The sequence below is a fragment of the Flavobacterium sp. TSSA_36 genome (genome assembly GCF_051547165.1).
In the GTDB taxonomy this organism is placed as follows: Bacteria; Bacteroidota; Bacteroidia; order Flavobacteriales; family Flavobacteriaceae; genus Flavobacterium.
Window position 1 is genome coordinate 361,455 of the sequence record NZ_JBPTTP010000002.1, and the last position, 22,367, is coordinate 383,821.

The 22,367-nt window shown below is 34.4% G+C and carries 9 protein-coding genes; all 9 read left to right on the forward strand.

Features of this window, described 5'->3' with window-relative positions; all coding sequences use genetic code 11:
• Window positions 1–223 precede the first annotated feature (223 nt).
• The gene (locus ACSVH7_RS05690) at window positions 224–2,188 is read left to right on the forward strand and encodes a tetratricopeptide repeat protein (RefSeq protein ID WP_438065725.1); all 1,965 of its coding nucleotides are present in this window, start codon (window positions 224–226) and stop codon (window positions 2,186–2,188) included.
• Window positions 2,189–2,226: 38 nt separating this feature from the next.
• Entirely contained in the window at window positions 2,227–5,106 is a 2,880-nt protein-coding gene (locus ACSVH7_RS05695) for a helicase-related protein (protein ID WP_438065726.1), read from the forward strand.
• An 8-nt stretch (window positions 5,107–5,114) separates the two neighbouring features.
• Window positions 5,115–9,995: a hypothetical protein gene (locus ACSVH7_RS05700; protein ID WP_438065727.1), complete on the forward strand. Its 4,881-nt coding sequence runs from the start codon at window positions 5,115–5,117 to the stop codon at window positions 9,993–9,995.
• On the forward strand, window positions 9,934–15,402 hold the full coding sequence (locus ACSVH7_RS05705) for a sacsin N-terminal ATP-binding-like domain-containing protein (protein WP_438065933.1): 5,469 nt from the start codon (window positions 9,934–9,936) through the stop codon (window positions 15,400–15,402). The genes ACSVH7_RS05700 and ACSVH7_RS05705 overlap by 62 nt, the downstream gene beginning before the upstream one ends.
• A 3-nt stretch (window positions 15,403–15,405) precedes the next feature.
• On the forward strand, window positions 15,406–17,178 hold the full coding sequence (locus tag ACSVH7_RS05710; protein ID WP_438065728.1) for an AAA domain-containing protein: 1,773 nt from the start codon (window positions 15,406–15,408) through the stop codon (window positions 17,176–17,178).
• A gap of 60 nt (window positions 17,179–17,238) precedes the next feature.
• A complete protein-coding gene (locus tag ACSVH7_RS05715) occupies window positions 17,239–18,960 on the forward strand; it encodes an AAA family ATPase (protein ID WP_438065729.1) in 1,722 nt (573 codons plus the stop codon).
• A gap of 3 nt (window positions 18,961–18,963) precedes the next feature.
• Window positions 18,964–20,370 carry a 5-methylcytosine restriction system specificity protein McrC gene (locus tag ACSVH7_RS05720; protein ID WP_438065730.1) on the forward strand — a complete coding sequence of 469 codons (1,407 nt, stop codon included), beginning with the start codon at window positions 18,964–18,966 and terminating at the stop codon, window positions 20,368–20,370.
• Between the two features lie 300 nt (window positions 20,371–20,670).
• Window positions 20,671–21,285 carry a DUF6088 family protein gene (locus tag ACSVH7_RS05725; RefSeq protein WP_438065731.1) on the forward strand — a complete coding sequence of 205 codons (615 nt, stop codon included), beginning with the start codon at window positions 20,671–20,673 and terminating at the stop codon, window positions 21,283–21,285.
• Between the two features lie 84 nt (window positions 21,286–21,369).
• Window positions 21,370–22,365, forward strand: a complete 996-nt coding sequence (locus tag ACSVH7_RS05730) for a nucleotidyl transferase AbiEii/AbiGii toxin family protein (protein ID WP_438065732.1) — start codon at window positions 21,370–21,372, stop codon at window positions 22,363–22,365.
• Window positions 22,366–22,367 lie beyond the last annotated feature (2 nt).

The window sequence follows — 22,367 nt, forward strand, 5'->3', positions numbered from 1 at the left end:
TTTTTATGAGCTGTCCTTTTTTACTCCTTTTTTCAAAAATGAGGAAAACCGTAAGGAAACACCAAATACTAAATTTATTTTAGCGGTTTTTGTAGTAAAGTATTGTTACGTAATGGGTAACATAGTTAGCATAAAAAATCACGGAACACGTTCATTTTTTGAATAGGTTATTTATTCAGAATTAAGTACTTTTATCACTTTTCACAATAGCAATTCAAATTAGATGCAAATCATTCATCCCATAAACACCTTCTTTTTTACCCTTTTTCCTAGCTTAGAAAAAAGGAATGAGGAAGAAATCACAACTTCATTAAAAAAATATTACACCTATGGTCCTTTCGTACCTAAAGTAACAATTCAAGACCAAGTGATTTATGTTGAGGTGGATACGATGGCTATTGTAACTCAGGAAGCTGACTTCAATCAAGCCGTAAGTCTTTGTGAAAAAAGAGATTTTCAAGCCGCTACGACTGTACTTAAAAAATTGATCCTACGTAATCCTTCCAACTCCGAATACCACAGAATACTTGGGCAAGCCCTCTCAGAACAAGGAAAACAAGACGAAGCTATTAATGCTTTGATTGATGCCTTGCGTTGGGATGCCAAAAACGGATGGGCGCTATTGATGATGGGAAACATTTTTGCCCGTTTCAAAAAAGATACCACAACCGCTTTAAAATATTACGACCAAGCTATTTTGGCCAACAAAGTAGATCACTATACCTTGTCCAATATTGCTTATTTGTTGCTTCAAGAGAACAAATTGGAACAAGCCAAAAAATACGCTAACGAAGCGTTGCAAATCCAACCCAACTATCCCAATGCTTTATTTATTTTGGGATTGATGGCCGAGAGAGAAAACGCAAGTCATACAGCGTTCGAATATGCAATTTTGGCTGTAAAACAAGCAGCACCTACAGACCCATTATACCAAAATGCTTTACAACAAGCAATCGAATGGGCAAGGTCTCTTTCTGAAGATTTCGAAGGCGAAAAAGCCATGGTAGCATATCGCAGCCAACTAGAAGCCGAAGGCGGTACAGAAATTGAAATTGAAAAAGACGACAACATAGCCGTAGTAGCCAAAATGGAATTTGCCGAACGCTATAACCGCAAGCATCATTTGGTGAAGTACAAAAGCAATTACCCCGCAGTTGCGCATTTGGTAATGCACGAAATGGTACACTTAGATTTTGTGATTCAAGCCCGTAAAGTCAACCATAACCAATTGTTTTTATCGACGCAACAAAACAAGAATACCTTTCTTGAAGGCATGCAACCAGCTATTAAAAAGCTTAAAAACAAAGGACTACCACAAGAAAACATCCAAAAATTTACCGAAGGCGTGTTCAACGGTTTGAACTTACAAACCTTCAACACCCCTATCGACCTGTTCATTGAGGAGTTTCTATTCAAGAAATATGAAAAACTAAGACCTTACCAATTTTTATCGTTGAACCGTTTGATGCAAGACGCCATTGCTTCGGTAACTGACAAAATGATTTTGGAAATCGTTCCAGCTGATATTGTATCCAAAAGCAAAATTTATTCCTTAGTGAATGCGCTACAATTTCAAGACTTGTACGGCATAAACCTCATCGATAAATTCCAAGCTTCAGAAGCCGAATTGGAACAGGCACAATACTTTTTCAAGGAATTTAATGATCTCAAAAACAAACGCCAGCCGGCAGAAGAATACCTTTTGGTCAAACAATGGGCCAAAGCCTTGGATTTAAACAACAACTTCGAACTAGAAAACGAAAAACAATACGAAGCCAAATCCAACATAGATACCTTTCTGAGCCAATTAGAAAAAGACCCCTTCGGATTGGAAACTCCCGAAGATCCCTTGCAGCAAAAAGAAATGGAACTCTTTCAGCAAAACCAACAAGCCGAAGGCACTAACAGCGCCGTAGTAATGTACATCGTTAGCGCCTTACAGTTTTTCAAAAACAAAAGCCAAGACCAAATCAAAACCATAGCTTTCGAAATTGCGATGCTCGGCACCATGGGCATCGACCCCAACAAAAAAGACTACATCATCGGAAACATCCCAGAAAAACGATTCTCAGGCACGCAAGTGTTGGCTTACTATTATACATCATGGAGATTAGCAATTCCAGAGCACTTAGCTGAATTGGGATTGGATTATGGGAAGGAGTTTGAGATGGCTATGAAGCTTGCTTAATTGAAAAATAAATTGAATACAATAGAAATTTTACCTTCATGATTTCACAGAAAAATACACTAAAATTTAATCTTACCATTGGTCAGCGATTTTCTACAAGAGGCGAAGATTTTATCATTACAGCCACAAACACCAATCATGATGGACATCAACTAATAGACGCTGAAGGCATCAGCGAATTGGTAAAAGGAAAAAGATTTTCTTTTGACACCAATTTAGATACCGACATAAAACCAATCGACCCCAATTTCACGACACTTATTCCAGATACGGACAGTGGTTACAGAAAAACAAAATTATTCCTGGAAACCCAAATTCGTAATTCTGCTATATTTTCAGATAAAATAACAATTGCTACTAAAGCCGCTATTAATGCTGCCGAATATCAATTAACCCCAACCTTAAAAGCGCTTCAATTACCAAGACCTCGTTTATTAATTGCAGATGGTGTTGGATTGGGGAAAACAATCGAAGTGGGTATATTTCTTGCTGAAATGATAAAAAGAGGTAAAGGGAAACGAATCATGGTATTGGCACCAAAATCTATATTGGCACAATTCCAACAAGAGTTATGGAATCGTTTTGCTATTCCTTTAGTCCGTTTAGATTCTGATGGAATTGCGAAAATTAAATCACAGCTCCCAGCCAATAAAAATCCATTCGAATACTACGATAAAACCATTATTTCAATTGACACCCTAAAACAAAATGCTAAGTTCCGTCATTATTTGGAAAAATCAAGATGGGATGTAGTGGTTATTGACGAATGTCATACCGTGGCTAATGATAGAAGCCAAAAGGGAGATTTGGCGCAATTCATTGCAAAAAAATGTGAATCATTGATTCTTACTTCTGCGACACCACACAATGGTAAAAAAGAAAACTTTGCCAACCTCATCAATATGATTGAACCAACTGCCATTCCAAAAAATGGAGAGTACGATAAAAGTCACGTGGAGCCATACTATGTGCGACGATTCAAAAATGATATTGCAGACGAAACCGTGAGAGCCAACTTTCAGGAACGAAAAATTGTCCGCGCCTCTGCTTCATTAAGTGCTGATGAAAATGATTTTTTACAATACCAACAAGAACTTAAATTTCTGGCTATTGAGAAAATAAAAGAAGGGAATGAACAAAAATCCAAAAACGACTTTCTGTTTTCTATAGGATTATTCAAGGGGTTTATGTCATCGCCTTTGGCTGCTTTAGAAAGTGTAAAACGAAGATTGGAAAAAGTCAAAGTGAAGAACAGTTCCGATGATAGTTTTGAGGAAAACGTAGAAATTTTGGAAACCTTAAAAACTAAAATTGAAAAAATTATATCTGCCAAATCGGATACCAAATACAAAAAGCTAAAAGAAACGATCCTTGATTTAGGATGGTCGGGCAGAAAACAGGACGACCGTTACGTAATTTTTGCAGAACGCATCAAAACTTTAGAATATTTGAGAGACAATCTTAAAAATGATTTCAAAATTACCGATGAGGCTATTGCCTATTTTCACGGTGGCCTTTCGGATAGTGAACAGCAAAATATCGTGGAAGATTTTGGAAAACAAGATAGTGCCGTAAAAATTCTATTATGCTCTGATTCAGGCTCTCAAGGAGTTAACTTACATTATTTCTGTAACCGAATGTTCAATTATGACATCCCTTGGTCCTTGATTACTCTGGAACAGCGAAATGGTCGTATTGATCGTTATGGGCAAAAGAAAACACCATTCATTCATTACATTATTGCCGAATCAGATATTGAAGGATTGAAAACCGATTTACACATTGTAGATCGTTTGACCAAAAAAGAAGAAGAAGTCTATAAAACATTAGGAGATGCAGGTTCGGTAATGAAATTGTACGATACCGATAAAGAAGAAAAGTTCATAGAACAGGCTTTCTTAACTCAAAATGAAAGTTTCTTGGATAGTTCCACCAAAGCTATGGATGATTTCGATTTCTCTACGCTTTTCAACAACGAGGATGATAAAACGGAGGTTTTGGTAACTGATAATCCTTATGAACAACCAACTTCAATCTACTCTTCCGATTTTAAATACTACGAAGCTTTATTCGAGCAATTAGCCTCTGCAAAACAATTACAGCATAAGGATATTACAGTGGAGGAAGATTACATTGAAATCGTAAACACCAAAGACCTAAACCAAATCTTATTCGATTTACCCCCAGAATCTAAACCAGCTATTGGTAGTTTATACAAATTATCATTGGATAAAGATTTAGTCCAAAAATCCATTGAAGATGCCCGAAAGAAAAAAGGGGCTTGGGCAGAATTCCAAGTACTCTATGATTTGCATCCTGTGGTGCGCTACTATATGACCAAATTAGAAGCCAGCGTGGACAAAGATGTGGCATTGGTGGCTAAATCAAAAATTTTTCCTGCTCAAACCGCTTGGTACATTTTTCAAGGGCAAATTGCCAATAATCTTGGGCAACCGGTATTGTCCGATTTTTATGTGGTTGGTTTGAATAATGATGGTACAATTCATAGAAAAACACTCGATTTAAATAAATTCATCGCGGAATTTAAACTAACGGAAAAGTTGTTTACAGAAACAATTACAGAGGAAGAAATAACCAATTTACAATCCATACTTCCAGATGCGGTTGACTGGGCCAAAAGCCATATGCAAGAAGAACAACAGTTACTTGAAGACGCAATGGAAAAAAAAATGGCAGCTTACCAAACAAAAATTGAAAATTGGCATACTGCAGCTATTGAGCAACTTGAATTCGATTTCAATGAAAAAAACACAGGTAATTATTGGGCTAAAATGAAAGACAACAAACAACGTGAAATCGAAACAATATTGAGTAGTTCTAGTCAATATTTTCAAGACTTAACTTCTCTCCAGGGGGAAGCTTATTTAAAAGTAGTAGCTGTATTCTATAATTCATAATCAGACCAATGCTAAAGTTTCTAAAAAATACCGGCGATTATTTCTCTACCAATTATTTTGATGAAGATTTCACTTCCAAAGTGTTGTCTAAAACGGGTTATGCCGCCGAAGACATCAAAGAATTCAATAAAAAAATTACACCTTTAAAAGACCGTTTCTTCCGATTCAAACAATTGTTTATTGAGGGAAAACTACGTATCAAAGATAAAATTGAAGAAACCCATAAGTTTCATTCTTTCCTTCTCAATGTGTTGGGCTATGATGGCGACCATCCGCAATACAAAAATTTATTCCATTTAACCGAAAAGGAAGTGATTCCGGTGCGTCATATTTTATACCGTGGAGACCAACCTCATGTGATGATAATGGAAATGCAAGCGCTAATCCGTGAAGACGATACGGAACCCGATGGCTTGTTTGAACAACAATACAACGTTGCCGAAGAAGAATTGTCTAATCCACCCCAACGCTACCACCGCAGTCAATGGGATAAGGTTTTCAGTATCCCTACTGGTGTTTCTATTTCTCCAGTTATTGTTCATGAAGCAATATCATTTCTTTTTGGTTTAGAGCAGTGTAACCGTCCGAAATTCATTATGCTTTTAGCTGGTAATATAATATTCTTACTAGAACATGAAAAGTTCTTGCGTGGTAGTTACCTCGAAATTAACTTAGAAGAACTATTCAACGAAGCCACAGCCAACCGAAATGCCAATTACTACGCCCTGTTTTATTTCCTTTTGGGAAAAGAAACCTTGGCACCAGATAGCAATATGATTTTGCTGGACCAATTAGACGAAGACAGCCACAAAAGTGCCTACGAAGTTACCAAAGACCTGAAAGAAGGGATTATCAATGCCGTCGAAGCTTTGGCGAATGAAGCAATATGGTACCACCACAATAAAGCACAAATCAAGGAAAATCTAGACGAGACCGACGATACTTTCGAACAGGAAATCAAAGACGACTGTTTGCGAATCATCTATCGACTACTCTTTATTTTCTATGCCGAAAGCCGGGAAGATTTAGATATTTTACCAAGCAATGACCCTATTTACAACAAAGGCTATTCGCTGGAAATGTTGCGTGAACTCGAACAAGTGCCTTTGTATTCCGAAAGCAGTATCAATGGCTATTTCTTTCACGAATCCTTAAGCAAATTATTCTATGTGTTGAGTTCAGGTTATAGAGAACAGGAAAACGGTAACAACAAAAGTTTCCGTGTGCGTCATATCGACTCGCCTATTTTTGACAACCGCAAATTGTATCATTTGCACAAAGTAAAATTCCGTAATAAAACCTGGCAAGATATCATTTGTCAATTGTCACTTTCCCGACAACAAAAAAACAAAACTCGTGGACGTATTTCGTATGCCAACTTAGGAATTAACCAATTGGGTAGCGTGTACGAAAGTTTACTGGCCTTTCGTGGGTTTTATGCCGAGCAAGATTATATCGAAGTTCACAAAGCAGGAAAACCGAATGAAGGAACCTATATGGTGCCGCGTTCCCGTCGAGATGATTTCAAAGAAAAAGAAATTCTAAAAGACAGCAAAGAGCAAGACATCATTACTAAAAAAGGAACTTTTGTCTATCGCCTGAGTGGTCGTGACCGCCAAAAATCAGCTTCCTATTATACGCCCGAAGTCTTGACTAAGTGTACCGTAAAATACACCCTAAAACCCATCTTGGAAAAGTTGGAAAAAGGCGAAATGAAAGCAGTCGAACTACTGGAACTAAAACTATTGGAACCAGCAATGGGTGCCGCTGCCTTTCACAACGAAATGATCAATCAGGTAGCCGATGCCTATTTGAACTACCGCCAAAAAGAACTCCGCGATAGTGGCAAAAACGAATGGCGTGTGGCTCCGGACAAATACCTCGAAGAACTGCAACGCGTGAAAGCCTACATCGCTACCAACAATACCTACGGTGTCGATTTAAACCCTACGGCTATTGAGTTGGGTAAACTCTCTTTGTGGCTCAACGTGATTCATAAAGATATGGAAACCCCCTTCTTTAGCAACCGTTTGGCAGTAGGAAATGCCGTGGTGGGTGCTTGGTTGAAAGTTTACAATGCCAAAGATCTAATGGTAGATTTAGACAAAAATGGTACAGTAGCTACAAAACAATCCAAAAAAGAATGGTGGGACAAAGCCCCTCGCTTATTAGAATTCAAGCCATCTCTTGATTACGATAAAATAAAACACAACCGCAAGCAGGACGAGATTTACCATTTCTTGTTGCCCGATAAAAATATGTTGGCCTCCGCAGGGATTAAAATGCTGAAAGCGGAATTTGAAAACGAAAACAAAGCAGTGACCAACTGGAAAAAAGAATGGTGCAAGCCACTCTCCAAAACCGAAGTAGAAAAACTAAAAACCATTAGCACCAAAATAGACGAACTGCTCACGGACTATTACAAATTTCAACGCTCCATAAACCAGGCTACGGCTACCAAACAACATATTTTTGGCGTACCCGTTCAACAAATTACGGCTGAGATGCGCAGCTATGACGAAAAGGAACGTTTAGCCGACCAACGCAACCGTCACAACGCCCCCTATTTCAAACTAAAAATGGTGATGGACTATTGGTGTAGTTTGTGGTTTTGGGATGTGCGCGAAGCAGCCGCCATACCCAACCGCAGACAATACTGGCAAGACATTGAAGAAATCCTCAAGCTTGATGTCAACAAAGCTTTGGATGGAATTGAAAATAGAAAAGGCCAACAAAATATATTTGACACTACTGTACAATTAAGTATGGCGCTGGAGCCAGGAACCTCAGCTGCCGAAAACCAAGCTTTTACCGATGTAGTGGTGGACAGCACCCAACAACAAGACTTGTTTGACAAAAACCAACGATTAGTTTTAGTAAGCCAGCTCGCCAAACAATACTTTTTCTTTCACCCGCAACTGGAGTTTCTGGAAGTGTTTTGGGAACGTGGTGGGTTTGATTTGATTGCAGGAAACCCGCCTTGGCTGAAAATTACCTTTGAAGAAAAAGGCATTATCTCCGAGAAATTTCCTGAGGTGGATATTCGTAGCGTAACCGCACCACAAATACGCACGATGCAAAGCGAATACTTTAGCATAGAAACCCAAAAAGAAGCCTACATTAATGAAAATATAGGTACAGAATGTGCCAGTGTTTTTTTGAATGCCTACCAAAACTATCCTTTATTGAAAGGACAACAAACCAATTTGTACAAATGCATTTTAGAAAATGGGTTTAATATGTTAGCCAAACAAGGCTATATGGGATTAATTCATCCGGAAACGGTTTATGATGACCCTAACGGGCAACCTTTAAGAGAAGAGATTTATCCGAGATTAAGGTATCATTTTCAGTATAAAAATGAATTAGTCCTTTTTGCTGAAATTGATCATCATAATATTTACAGTTCAAATATATATAGTGGATTAAAATTAGATATTGATTTTAAATCAATAAATAATTTATTTCATCCATCAACTGTTGATGGATGTTTCATTCCAAATCAATCAGGAGTTGCCACTGGTATAAAAACTAAAGATGAAGCAAATGGAAAATATGTTTGGAATATCAAACCACACTCAGACAGGCTAGTTCACTTTACAGAAAAAGAATTAAAAGTACTTGCTCAAACATTTGAAAATTCAGAGGATGGAAAAATAGCAAAATTAGTATCTATACATTCCTCATCTATCATTAGTGTATTAGAAAAACTAAGCAATTTTCAGTCTTCCGTTAATGATTACGAAAGTAAAATTACTATGTGTTGGGATGAAACAAATGATGTAAATGGTGGAACTATACAAAGAGAAACTCAATTTCCGGATATAAATAACTATGAAATGATTTTTAGTGGTCCACATATTTTTGTTTCAAACCCATTATATAAAACACCTACAGAAACTTGTACATTAAATTCAGATTATGACATAATTGATTTTAATTTAATAAAAGAAAACTTTACCGCTAGAACCAATTATATTCCAGACAATAACAAACAACTTTTTCCAAAATTAATAAAAGGTTTCAATACTGGAAAAAAAGACGAATTTGATAATGACATTTATGATAATTGGATTGAGTATTATAAAATAGGTTTCCGAAAAATGTTAAGCCAAACCGGAGAAAGAACGCTATCTAGTGCTTTATTACCCCAAAAAACAAGTCATACCAATGGCGTAATTTCAATAATTTTTAAAGAAAGAAAAAAATTAATTGAATTAATTGGATTAACATCTTCAATTACACTTGACTTTTTTATGAAAACGATTGGAGCATCAAACCTCACTGATAGTAGACTTTCCGCTTTTCCCTTAGGCATCGAAGAAAAATACAAATCGCAATTATTCAACCGCACCTTGCAGCTCAATTGCTTAAACAAACATTATGCAACATTATGGCAGGACAACTGGCAAGAAAGTTTTACTCAAGATAATTGGAGTAAAAATGACAGCCGTTTAAAACCGTTTGATACACTTACTGAAGAATGGCAATGGAGTACGCCGTTGCGCAACTGGTTCGAGCGTCGGCAAGCCTTGGTAGAAATAGATGTCATTACCGCTATGGCATTGGGCTTAACGCTAGAGGAGTTAAGCTTAATTTACAACGTACAATTCCCGGTACTGCAACAAAACGAAGACGACACTTGGTACGATACCAAAGGAAATATTGTATTTACGTGTAGTAAAGGCTTAACAGGTGTTGGGTTAGACCGCCCGGTTTGGAACACCATCAAAGAAATGAAAGCCGGCGAAACTTACGAACACACCATTGAAAAAAGCGAATTGTACAAAGGTCAAAAAATGACGTATTTCGCGCCTTTTGATAAATGTGACAGGGTTGAAGATTATAAAGTGGCTTGGGAGCATTTTGAGGGGATTTTTAAAAGTTAAAATAAAAATGATAGCAAGAGAAGAAGCGATAGCAACATTAAAAAGAGTGTGGAGAACAGATCATTTCAAGTTCGTAGGACAATTTGTTATTCCAAAAAAGGAGAATGGGAAATATTTTAATCCCAATAAAGGTGCATTTCAAAATTTTTCGGTGAATGATAGAGAAATTTTTTATCCAAAAACTGCAGAACTTAAATATGATAGAAAGGTAACTTTCAAGGGCAATGTAATTCCTGGGCTAGAGGACGGTAAATTTTATGATATAGAACTAGAATTGGCAGATGATGAAAAGAGAATGGTAAACCCTTTTGCCTTAAAAATTAAAAATGTACTAATAAGAAAAGAAGAACATATCGCTCCTAAAGATTTTATCCAGCAATGGTTTTACAAAAAAGGGCATACTCCTGGTGATGCCGCGACTATTGCCGGTCAATTAACCTTAAATGAATTAGAATTATACACACATACCAAACGTTTTATTTTTGAATTAATTCAAAATGCGGATGATATGCCAGACGGAAGTAAACCAGTGAATATTGAAATTAATTTACTTCAAAACCATTTACTATTTCTACATAACGGAAAATTTTTTGATAGAGAAGATGTAACCGCCATTTCAGATGCAGCTAAGAGCACTAAATCAAAGGGGCTTACTCAAACCGGTTATAAAGGAATTGGCTTCAAATCTGTGTTTACTGATTCTACTAGAGTATATATCAAATCAGGGGACTATTTTTTTAAATTCGATAAATTAGAACCTATTTATAAAGATTTCTACGGTTTATATAAAGGCTATTCAGACAGTTTGACTCCAAAAGCAAAAAAAGAATTCGAAACGGAGTACAAAGGAAGTGAAAAGGAATACACAAATATAGATAGAATTCCGTGGCAGATAAAACCAATCTGGGTAGAACAAAACAATATCAATAATGAATTAAAATCTTCAAACTTTATTACTAATAATCAAGTTGCCATTGCTTTAGAAATAGGGGAAAATATTTTACGCCAAAAGGATTACAATGGTATGATTTTAGGCCTTTTAAAAGAACCCCGTTTTTTGCTTTTTCTACGTAAGACAAAAAAATTTAAATACATTAGTAACAATAAGGATAGTCAACAAATTGTTGATATCGCAATAAAGGAAGAATATAACAACCTAGGAATTTATAGCAATGAGGAGCTAATTGCATCTTATATCAAACACGAGTTTGAAATAAACATTAACAACGAAGACTTTGCTAAAACAGGTTTAAATTTTCAAAAAAGAGAAATTGAAGGTGGTAAAATTGAGTTTTTCAATGAAGAAGGTAATAAGCTTGATAATATTCCCGAAAAACTCGGTAGACTGGATAAAACTATAATTTCATTATCAGCTAAGGTTGACAAAAATCAAGTTGAAAGGTTAGATAAGGACGATTCAATCCTTTTTAACTACTTACCAACTTCTGACCAAAGATTTGGATTTCCTTTCTTAGTCAATGCTGATTTTGTAAGCAAAACGGATCGAGAATTTATTCAAATTGAGAATAAATGGAATCACTATATTTTTTACCATTTAGGAAGAATTTGTATCGAATGGATTGCTAAACTTGGAGAAACAAAGTATGTGGTAAATGATAAGCTTGTGTTTTCTTATGCTAAATCCTATTTAAATCTTTTACCTGAAAATTTACTCGACGAAGAAAATGAGGAATTGGCCTCAATAAACATTGCTTTCAACAAAGGCCTAAAAGATGCCCTTTCGTCGACAAGTTTCATTATTGATGCTAAAGGAACTTTAAAAAAATGTAATGAAATTATTATTGATGACACTTGCATTTCGGAAATATTTGGAAAACAATTTTTTACTCAAGTTTCTAAATCAAAAAAAGAACTTCCCCATATTGCAATAAATAAATCAAGCCTAAAAAAGAAATATTTAAATATTGAATGTTATAAACCTGATTTATTGGAGGAAGCACTACAGGAGGAAAAAAATCTAGTATATTTAAAAACCATATTACAAAAAGCAGATGATGATAAATATTTAAGATTTCTAAAATGGTTAGACAGCTACTGTAAAAAAAATGATTCAGATTCAGATTGGATTCTAGCATTACCATTTATTAGAATTGGTAATGAAGTGTTATCATTAAATGAAGCATTGAATGTTGCCGATTTTATTTTTAAAACAAGTAAAACGAAAAGCATTGAAAGTTTATTGGTAAATATAGGGTTTAAACTTTCGGAATTTTATTGCAATGCCGATGATTACAAGCATATTTATACGGCTATGTTAACTCAGGATTCCTACTTAAAAACGGATGTAAAATTATACGAGCATATTGCAGCAGCAAAACAAGTAGACAAACTAACGGCAACTGAAAAAAACACTTTATTAACTTTTTTCGAAACGCTGGATGAGGTAGGGAAAGCAAAATACGCAAAATCCTTATCGTTATTCAAATCTAAAAAAGCTAATAGTGCATTAAAACCATTGGCTAGTTTACTATCAAATACCTGCGAAAACCTACCACTATGGCTGTCAGATTTTGTAATCGACTCAGATGAAGAAAATGCCTTATCGGAAGTTTTCAGAAAGAAACTGTTAAAACAAGGGGATATTTTAGAAAAAATATTTTGCAACCTGGCTACTTTCAATGAAATTAGTGCAGCCCTTACTACCGAAAACATTGAAGGTTTTTACGATTACATTTTAAACCGCTACAAAGAAAAACCCGAAGAACGCATAATAGATTTTTCACAAATCCCTTGGGCATTCATTCCAGGATCTAGTTCCTTTGTTTTGCCTACAACGATCTATTGGCCGGATAGCATGACAAAATTATCCCCAGATAGCTATACAAATGTCAAAACAATAATCGAAACTGTATCTGTTGAAATTTTACCGCATTATGCTGCTTTGCAATTAAAAGCACCTTTTGCTTTGGGGAGTAAAGAAATAAACATAGCTACTGTTTTTAATAAAACCGCTATTTTTGATGTCCTGCCTATAAATTATTTTCTGGATTGGTTACAATCGGAAGGAAATAACACCTTTTTCACAAATTTTTCCATCACCAAAACAGAGGAGCAATACTCTATGGCACCTTCTGGAGGAGGAACACAATACTACTCAGATAATCAGGATTTAGTGAGTTTTATTGAAGCTTCAGACTTAAACACGCAGCTGCAATTGCTACCAAAAGAGGTTTACACAGCAGATAGAAAAAAATTAGGTTTATTAGAAGCTAATGATTTACTAAAATATGGATTAGAAAATGGGCTGGCAACACCAGCTTTTGCCAAGTTTATATTACAAGCAAAGGATGCTGATTTAAGTTTACAATATTTGTCAGTAATAGAATCTGTTAGTATTGACACTAGCAAAACTTATGATTCAGAATCCGACGAATTTAAAATACTCAAACTGGCAATTCTAAGTGTGATTAATGATGACGTGAAACTCAAATCATTTCGTGAAAAAATAGTAATTGATAATCACCCATTATTTGAAAGAGCGATATCCGAAGATATTTACTTTCATGATAAAAAAATTGGCCTTAAAACAAAACTATCCGAAATACTGCCAAAGTATAAAGACAAAGCATTCCCCATCTCGGAACTTGCAGCACAGTTTGTTGATTTCAATGATAATAAAAATTTAATTGCTCTTTTTAAATCGGAAGGCAGGACCCCAAAAAAAATTCTAAAGGAATTAAATGAACTAAAACCGGAATATTACAATCCTGCCCAAACTTTCTTCCTTTCGTTTTACCAGTCACAACACCCTGATGAAGAGATTCTAACAGACAAAGTTTTATTCATTAAAAACGAAGAGACAAATTCGGAACTTTTCAATCAACAAACACAAGAATTTCTAGATATCTGTTTAAAAGAAAATAATTTTAAAGATTTCGTAGATCAAGCCATTATCCCGGGTTTTACCCCAACACTTTATATTCTTGAAGAAGAATATGCTATAGATTCAGAAAAAGTACCGATTTGGTTAAGTAACTGGATTGGGAAAGAAATTGATGGGGATAAAAATACGTTTTTACAATTATTGGGGGTTAATAGTGCTGAATCGCCAGTGGTATTGTTTAGAAAAGCAATAAAAGAAGCGCAATTAGAGCCAATGAATATAAACAGAGAGTTAATTAAAACCGATGTACCCCTAATAAACACGTTGACTTGGCTATCAGAGCAACAAACAAAAAATGATTTAAACCTTAAAAAGATAGTTTTACAGCCTCTTTACAATAAATTGGAAAACAGAAAAATACCAGTTATCGACTTACTTTTCCCGTCTCTAACCGAATTAAATGTTGATAATTACACTTTACTTAAGTTGGAAGATAATGAAATTCCTCATTTAGTCCATGAAGGTTGGGGAGAATACAAGCAAGATATCTTTTCGAGTTTGATCGCCGAAAATAAAATTACAGATGAGGTAGTTCCTAAAACATACCGTGCGGCTTGGAAAATAATCGAACAGAAGTATGTTAGGGAAGCAAATGTTACCAAAATCATTAATAATTCCTATGCCTTTGAAGAAGATTACTATCTGGAATGGGTACTTAAAGCACGCTATAAAATAGCTATTTATAAGGGATATCAACTCCCGTATGAAATAAAGTATAATGGCATAGTCATAAAATCAATTTCTGAGGGTTATGCAGCTCATATCAATAATGAATATTATCTCGCAGAAAGCAAAAAAGAATTTATTTTGAGCTACTTGGAAGGTGTGCTTCCAGACAATATTTTAAATTCTTTAAAACTCGCAAAAGGAAATTTTGCCGAAACTGAAAAGAAAAAAGAAACCGAAGTAGAATATACCGACGAAGAAACTGAGGCACTGAAAAGACTTTTTGGCGATGAAATACCAAAGGATTTTCATAAAGATATAAATATAGCTGCGCTAATTTCAGCACTTATTTATCTGGCAAAAAAAGGTTTTGATGTTACAGAAGCGGAAGAAAACCTAAAAACATCTCACGAATATTCGCAACTTAGTCCTGTATATTCTCCAGATAAAACTAAGAAGTATACCGTAATGGGTCGTTCTGCAAAAACAGGTTTATTATATCTTACCGCAACGGCATGGGATAGACTAGACGCTGATGACATCATGTTATTTGTTAACACTGGTAAAAGAGAACTAAATCATTACTTATTTCAAAACAAACACGAACTTTTAAAAGTTAGTAATACTAAATTTCAGGTTTTTAGAGTTGAGGCAGAATCCAATGCTTTACATACCGACGCTATATTGAATGGTACTTTCGACAAAAGCAAAATTTGGCTAATTTTCAAAATGAAAGACATTAGAGAATATAACTCTATATTTAATGGCGATATAAAAAGAAATGAAGAGAACCCTGATTACAATAATGTTAATACCTCTGAAGACTCTGATTACTAAATAATGAAGATAACACAAGAAAAACATAGTGCATTTTATGATCATCAGATAAAAGCACAAGAGGACGAGTGGCGTAAATATGCAGATACTGCAATGAATATTTTGATTCAGGAAAAAAAAGTATTCATAGGCCGGATATGGGGTGTGCAAGAAAACCAAGGGAATGTAATTTTACGCTTTAGAGAAAGAGAAGTTCCTCGTATGAAACAACCCTATTTTTTAGGCCTTGTGGGGGCAGAGGCATCTTCAAACCCTATGGAATGGAATTTCTCGTACAAAACATTTCGAGAATCACTGCAACCTAGATACTTTAATGGTATTAAAGCAGATATTTACACGGTTACTTATTGGAAAACGGAAGATAATTGGTCCTATGTTATAGTTTCAGGTTTTGAATTAGGTTTGTTAAATATTTTAAAAGAAAATTATTTAATAAAGAAAATTCATCCATTAATTGTGGTCGCAGAGACTGACCCTCCGGTTGAATATTTAATCAAATTGAAAGAATATGTGCAGAAACAGAATGATGATGCAATTTTAAACTTAGAATTAGACGTTGCTGAGGAAATTTGGCAACCCACAAATCTGGATAATGCCAATAACATTACTGCGCAAGTAATAAAATTAGTAAACAAACAGAGAACAACGCTAATCCAAGGACCTCCAGGTACAGGAAAATCCTATCTAGCTGCCGAAGTCTGTGATTATTACTTGAAAGAGGGTAAATCAATTTGTATTACAGCATTAACGAATAAAGCATTAATGGAAATAGCTTTAAAAAAAGGCCTAAATAATGCATTAAATCAAGGAAAAGTTTACAAGACCAATATGACGGCTGAGGAACATAAAGTACTGCCTATATTAAAAACAGTAGAAACATTTTCACCAAATCGTGGGGAACTACTTCTGTCAACATATTACAAACTAGCACAAAAACAGGCTGAAATCATTGAAAATTCTAAACGTTTTGATGTAATGATAATCGAAGAGGCTTCGCAAGCTTTTTTGGCTACTATAAGTATGTTTAGCTCCATTGCTTCTAAAGTGATAATAATTGGAGACCATAAACAGCTGACTCCTATTGCATTGAAAATGGAAGAAGCAAAAACAATATTCCCAAAAATAGAGGGAATAGTGAATGGGCTACAAACTGTTGCTTTTAACAACAGTGATCTTTCATACCGTTTAACAAAAACCAGAAGATTAACAACTGATGCTGCTCGATTAACCGGATTCTATTATGATAATAATCTGAAAAGTATCGCCGAAAGCGAAAACAAAACCAATCTTGATTCTACGTTAAAATCGTTATTCCATCATAATGGTGGAGTTTCTATTGCAAAACTTTCTCCTTCTAGAACGGGGTTTACGGAAGATGATGTTTTCAAATTCATTTGTAAACTATCTAGAGACTTGTTAAACAACAACCCTACTATTGAAATAGCGCTCCTAACACCTTACAAGGATGTCGAATCAAGTTTGTATTCCCATTATAGTAAAACATCAAATGATTACAAGAAGATTACAATTAGCACAGTTCATAAAATTCAAGGATTAACATCAGATGTAACAATAATCTATTTACCCCTTAATCTGCCTGCATTTGATTTGAATCAAAATCTATTCAATGTTGCAACCAGCCGTGCCACAAAAGGAACGCTTATAATTACTTATGAGCATATAGATTTAGTCAGTAATATAACAGTAGAAACAAAACAGTTTATTAAAAATTGTAAGGATGTGAGCGACGAGTTTAAAAAATATTTTTTATCCTAGAATAAAGGATTCTTGAAAAGAGTGAAATAATCTTTTGATTTTAATAGTAAAAACAATAAAATGAACACACAAACCAATAAATTGCAACTACACTTCGACTATTATATCAAACATAATCAGCCAAAAGAAAATGGTTGGTATCCCGACTTGTCTAAATATATTGAATTATTGCAAAAAATTAGGACTTCATTACTGTCAGAAAGTACTTTTACTTCATTGTCACCAGAGGAACAAAATGCTAAAGTTTGTGAAATCTTTATGTCCTGTTCAAATAGTGAAATCAATACTATTGAGGAGTTTCTGGAACGTTATTTTTTCAAACAAGCAAATGGCATTGGTGATGTAAAACAAGGTGTTATTTGGGACACTACAGACAATCCTGATAAAACAACAATAAAATCAAATGCTTCCTCTGAATTGATTTTCAATATTCTGACATCTCAAGACGAACTAGTTGCAGATAATTTTGTGAGACAATTATTAAAAGCAGGTAGAGAAACTGATGCTGTAAGGTTTAGATTTTTGAGAACTTTATTTCCTGATAAATTTGCAGCACCAGATGCTCCAAATAAGTTAGATCGTCTGTGCAATATTTTAAAGTCAAAACTCGATATTGATATTACTGGTAATAATTTCGATAGACATAAAAATATTTGTATACTTATAAATACTCCAGATGCTGCTTTAAGACAAATGTTCACTTGGGAAATCTATTATATGTTGGAAAATGAAATCAACATTAAGAAAGCCATTGTTTATTATGGCGCACCTGGAACCGGAAAAACATTTAAATCATTTGAAACGGCAAGACAGTTTATCGATTTACATCGCATAAAAGTAAGCAGGTCGATTGATAATAATTCCCACCAAATTCAAACGGTTCAATTTCATCCTAGTTTTTCTTATGAGGATTTTTTCGAAGGAATTAGACCAACAATTGATGGAAATTTACGACTCTTTAATGGCTCTTTCAAGCAGTTCTGTAAAGATTCTGGAACATTAGAAATTAGGCTTTATGAAAATAAAGAGTTTATAGAAAATGAACAATTCAGAAATCTAAAATATGACTTTTCGCAAATAAAGATTAATGAATTAAATGATGTTCAAAAAGAAATTTTAGGTTGTAAAGATGAAAATTTAGCAGTAGGTCTAACAATTCTTGACTGGATAGAACCAGCCTTCTTTATTATTGATGAAATTAATAGGGCTGAATTATCTAAAGTTTTTGGTGAGTTAATGCTTAGCATGGAATATCGTGGATATAATGGAAAAATAAGAACGCAATATGCTCATTTATGTAAAGATGCAAATGACGAAAGTGCCTTTTATTGGGAAAATGGGAAAAACTGGTTTTTTGTTCCTCAAAACATTTTCATAATTGGAACAATGAATAATATAGATCGATCAGTTGATGCTTTTGACTTTGCTTTGCGAAGAAGATTCATGTGGGAAGAAGTACATCCAAATTATTATGCAATTTCATTACTTGAATCTAAAGGCTGGAAATCAGATGAATGTAAACTATTTTCAGACTCTTTGTGGTCTCTTAACCAAAGTATTGAAAATGATTCAATCTTAGATAAAAATTATAGAATTGGTCAGTCTTATATTTTAGAATTAAGCAAATTAAACAAAGATCGTTTTGATACTGTAACTAAAGCCAAAGAGTTTATTTGGAATAATTTCATTTACTCTCTTCTTGAAGAATACCTTCGAGGCTTAGGTGATGATAAAAAAGCCCAAGAAAAGATCTCGAAGTTCAAAAATGATTTTGGAGTATAAATAATGAAAGCTTCATATTTTTTTAAAGAGGAAATAAAGGATAATAATTACCAAGGGGTACTTATTAGAGATAGATTATTATTGGAAGAGGATTTCAATTGTAATACTTATGCAAGACCAAATAAACCAAACCTTAGAAAGGAAGGCATTGAAGATTTCCTGAGAAAAATAAAGGACAACATCCAAAGTATAGACATTTCAAAAGCTACAAAACATTTATTGTTAGAAGATCTAGAATTCGATGCAAATACAGACCAGAAAATTATTGAAATTGTGGGAAGTACATTCGAAAATCTAAGCATAAAAACATCAAATATTGTAGGTTCATTTTACTTCAAAGGAAATCAGCTCAATATAAACTGCCGTTTTGGAAATTCGTTTTTGCAATACATGATTGCCAACACCAGCGGTTTTATTGAGTTAGAAAGATTTGGCGGTTTAAATAATGACATTGGATTAGGCGAATGGATATTAATCATTTATTGGAAAATGCAATTAAAAAAGGCATTTTCCCATGGTCTTTATAAAACATACATACAAAAAAAAGAAAGTATAAATACTATCAAAGGCAGTATTGATATTAATGCTTATATCGCTGAACATTATTTTAATGGCAAGACAACTTGTTTATATAAAGAGCATAGTTATGAAAACCATATCAATTTAACCATTAAAAAGGCCATTGCCAAAATAGGTAAATCTAAATACGATGGCATGCTTAATGACATGCTTAATATTAAAAGTACATTTGATGGAATACATTTTAAAAATGGTAAAACAAATGAAAGCGACAAGAAAGTTAAAAATCCTTTTTATAAAAAATACAATGAGGTTTACGACCTTTCACAAAGAATTATAAATGATGAATTTTTAAGTTTTGGTGACCCTGAATCTGAGTTCTCAGCTTTTATTTTCGATATATCGCTATTGTTTGAACATCATATTCGTAAAGTTATTAAAAACTCCATAGTGCTTCTTCCAAAGAATAAGAATGAATTTGAAATACCCAATGGCATTACCACTAACAAAATATTTCCTGATGTAATTATTGACTACGGTAATAATAAAATTGGAATTTATGATGTCAAGTATAAGCATTTTCAAACTAAAGGGAAAGAAAAGGGAGTTCAAAGAGAAGACAAGTTTCAGCTAATAACTTATTTAGCTTATTACAGCAGTAAATATGAAGTAATCGATAGTGGTTTTATTTACCCCTGTAGAGATGAAGAATTTTATGATTTGACAAATGCGGTGAAAGAAGTACAATTCATAAAAGTTGGTAAAACAAATAATATCCCTTTTAATATTAGATTTTATAAAGTGAGCGAGGACTTGAATTTTCAATATAATTTTGATATTGAATTTGGAAAACAATTTTTAGTCGAGAGCAATTCAATAACCAAAGACTAAACATCTTCTTCGTCACAAATAGTCACAATATTTGCGACAAAACAAGATACTTACTAAATATATTTATACATGTGAGGTTATTTAATAAAAAAAAACAACGTTATAATTTGTAGAATTATTCATGTGCAAAAGACATTAAAAATAATTCCACTTAAAATTTTATTTTGTCGCAAGTTCATCCTAAATGTGCGACAATTAATTTTGCGTAAAGCTATATATAATAAGAGATTGTTTCCTTTATAATTGTTTATTCCTAAAACATATTTCGTCACAAATATTTACTATATTTGTGACAATCTCATGAAAAAAGAACCACAAAATATAGAACAAAAAGTATTCAATAAAATGAAAAGAGCCAAACCTGGCACTTTATTTTTTATTGAACAATTTAGCAAATTAGCAGAACAAACCGCTATTCGCAAGGCACTTCAACGCCTAAAAGAAAACGAAAAAATAGTGCGCGTGGCACAAGGTATTTATGTAATCCCAAAAGAAAGCGAACTCGTAGGCAAAATAATACCCGGTGCCGAAGAAGTAATCGCTGCCATTGCCAAAAAAGACCGATTCCGAATAGTGCCTACAGGCATACAAGCACAACATTTGTTGGGATTGAGCACACAAGTACCTATGAGATTGGTCTATCTTACGGATGGTGCCCCAAGAACGATACATATTGGGAAACAAACCATTAACTTAAAAAAAACAATACCCAAAAATCTGATTGCCAAAGGAGAAATTAGTGGTTTGGTAATTCAGGCCTTAAAAACCATTGGAAAAGACAAACTAGAGAAAAAAAGCGAAACGATTATCTTGGAGCAATTAAAAAACGAAAAACCAGAAAACATCCTTCACGATAGCAAACTAGCTCCAGCCTGGATAGCTTCTATTCTAAAAAAAGCAATCCCAACCAAATGAAACGCCCGCGACAATTATTATTGACACACAAGAATAGGATTATAGGCGTTCCATCTTCCAATAAAAAGCAAATAGTATAATCGGATGAAAACATTTCTACAACTCGATAAAGAGGAGAAAACAGTAATTTTTGAACAAATCAGAACCAAAACAGGACTTCCCATTCAAGCCATTGAAAAGGATTGGTGGGTAACACAAACATTGGGATTAATTTTCACAATGGATTGTGCGCCTAACATTGTTTTTAAAGGTGGTACCTCATTAAGCAAAGCTTGGAATGTTATCGAGCGTTTCTCCGAAGATATCGACTTGGCACTCGATAGACGATATTTGGGTTTTGATACCGAAATGAGCAAATCACAAGTGGGTAAATTGCGAAAAGCGTCTTTTCAATTCATCTCTACTATTTTCTTCTCCCAACTACAAGAGCAATTTGAAAAAGCAGGTTTCTCCGATTTGAAAATACAATTGGCGGAAGTGAAAGACACCGACCAAGACCCGTTAATTATCGAAATTTATTATCCAGAAGTCAGTCCAACATCCGACTATTTAAAACCACGTATTTTAGTCGAAATAGGCAGTCGCTCCTTACGAGAACCTTGTTCACCCAGAATATTTTCTTCATTGGTAGGAGAACACTATCCCGACCAATCCTTTGCCGACAAACCCATTACGGTAGCAACCGTAAATCCGGAACGTACCTTTCTGGAAAAAGTATTTCTATTGCACGAAGAATTTCAAAAACCAGCAGCTAAAATCCGTACGGATAGATTGAGCCGACATCTGTATGACCTAGAAAAAGTAATGGATACGCCTTATTTTCAAACAGCAATAACCGATGATGTTTTGTATCAAGGAATTGTGAATCATAGAAGCGCTATCACACCCATTAGAGGTATTAATTATGCCAATCATACGCCATCAAAAATCAGCATTATTCCACCAGCAAGCATCCTAAAGGAATGGAAAAAAGATTACGAAATAATGCAAGAGAATATGATTTACGGCAACTCGCTTTCATTCGAAAAACTGATGGAAAGAATTGCAGCGATTCAACAACAAATAAATGCCAAAAAATAACA